Consider the following 1,578-nt stretch of genomic DNA (forward strand, 5'->3'; position numbering starts at 1 on the left):
GGTGTCAAGCTTGCGGGAGGCATGGTCTCTCTTGATGCCAGTTATTCCAGTATTTTTTGGAGCACAGTTAAGCACAAAAAATCAGGAACATTTTTTATGACATTAACAATGGAACTTTAAGCATTTTTTATTGGGGAGTTAACGTATGAGATATGAGAAGAGAGCAGAAAGAGCAGCTTTATTAGGTGTTTTAGTCTCCAGTACGATGCTCAAAAAGGTTTTATTTGGGGGACTTGGTTTTTCTTGTTTGTTAGCCCCTTCAGCGTTACAGGCGCAAATTACTGTGGATCCTAACGCGAATGCCGCCCATCGTCCAGATATAGTCGCAGCGCCCAATGGGGTTCCCTCGATTGATATTGTTACCCCCAATGGCAAGGGCTTATCACACAATAAATATAACGATTTTAATATTGGAAATCCAGGTGTGATTTGGAACAATCATGCGCAAGAAGTGGGGCAATCGCAGTTGGGGGGCATTATGCCGGGCAATCCGCATTTGCGCCTCACGGGTTCGGCGAAAGTGATTTTAAATGAAGTGACCAGCAGCAAGCGCAGTGCGCTTCATGGTCCAGGAGAGGTTTTTGGGAGCCCCGCCGATGTGATTATAGCCAATCCCAATGGGATAAGCTGTGATGGTTGTGGCTTTATCAATACGCCCCATGCGACTTTAACCACAGGTGTTCCCGAAATTGATGCGAGCGGTTTTTTGAAAGGCTTTGAGGTGCGAGGTGGGGATATTACCTTTGGCGCTAAGGGAGCCAATTTTTTCTCTGGTCAAGGGGCGGTTGATATTGTCGATATTGTCTCACGCACAGTGCATTTTGAAGGAGCTGTTGCGGGCAGAGAAATTGGTGTGACAGCAGGGACAGGTCACTTTGATTATGCTTCACGGGAAATGAAAGAACTGACCGATATTACCGGTAAACCGGAATATGCGATAGATGGTTCTGCTTTGGGGGCTCTACAGGCGGATCAGATTAAACTTGTGGCAACAGAAAAAGGTGTTGGGGTTCGCATGCGCCATGATATGGCCGCCAATGCGGGGCAGTTGCATCTTTCTGCTGACGGGAAAATCTCGTTGAAGAATGTTTTTGGTCATGGGGGTGTTGTCCTCAAATCGAAAAGCCAGAGCATATTGGCAAAACACATCACCTCGAAAAAGCATATTGATATTGCCGCCCATAAGGATGTGACGTTAGAAACGGTTGGTGCTGATGGTCATTTGAAGATAGAGGCGCAGGATGGGCTTTTATCGATTGCCGGTAAGGCAACCTCTGGGGGCAATATGGAGCTTTCTTCGCGCCAGACACTTCAAGTTTCAGGGCTAGGGTCAGGTGCTGATATGGCTCTTGAATCGGGCGGAGACTTGAAGCTTGAGGGGATTGTTTTAGCGCAAGGGAATCTCAAGGCGCATGCCGGTGGTGATATACAAGCTCATTTTTTAGCCGGTGGGGTTGATATGGCGGCAACGGGTGCTGCTGGTGTTGTTGTTCTTGGCACCCAAGGGGATGTTGATCTCCAGAGCAGTCAAGGGGCGATTGTTGCTGAAAGTGTTTATGGAGCAGGAGATATCACCCT

At 47.7% G+C, this 1,578-nt stretch carries 1 protein-coding gene; it reads left to right on the forward strand.

What is annotated here, in order from left to right; genetic code table 11:
• Positions 1 to 145 precede the first annotated feature (145 nt).
• Positions 146 to 1,578 (forward strand): filamentous hemagglutinin N-terminal domain-containing protein (locus tag ACFILO_RS08635; RefSeq protein ID WP_375678144.1); only part of this gene is annotated, 1,433 nt, incomplete at its 3' end.

Source organism: Bartonella sp. AP72JLCBS, assembly GCF_042195705.1.
GTDB lineage: Bacteria > Pseudomonadota > Alphaproteobacteria > Rhizobiales > Rhizobiaceae > Bartonella.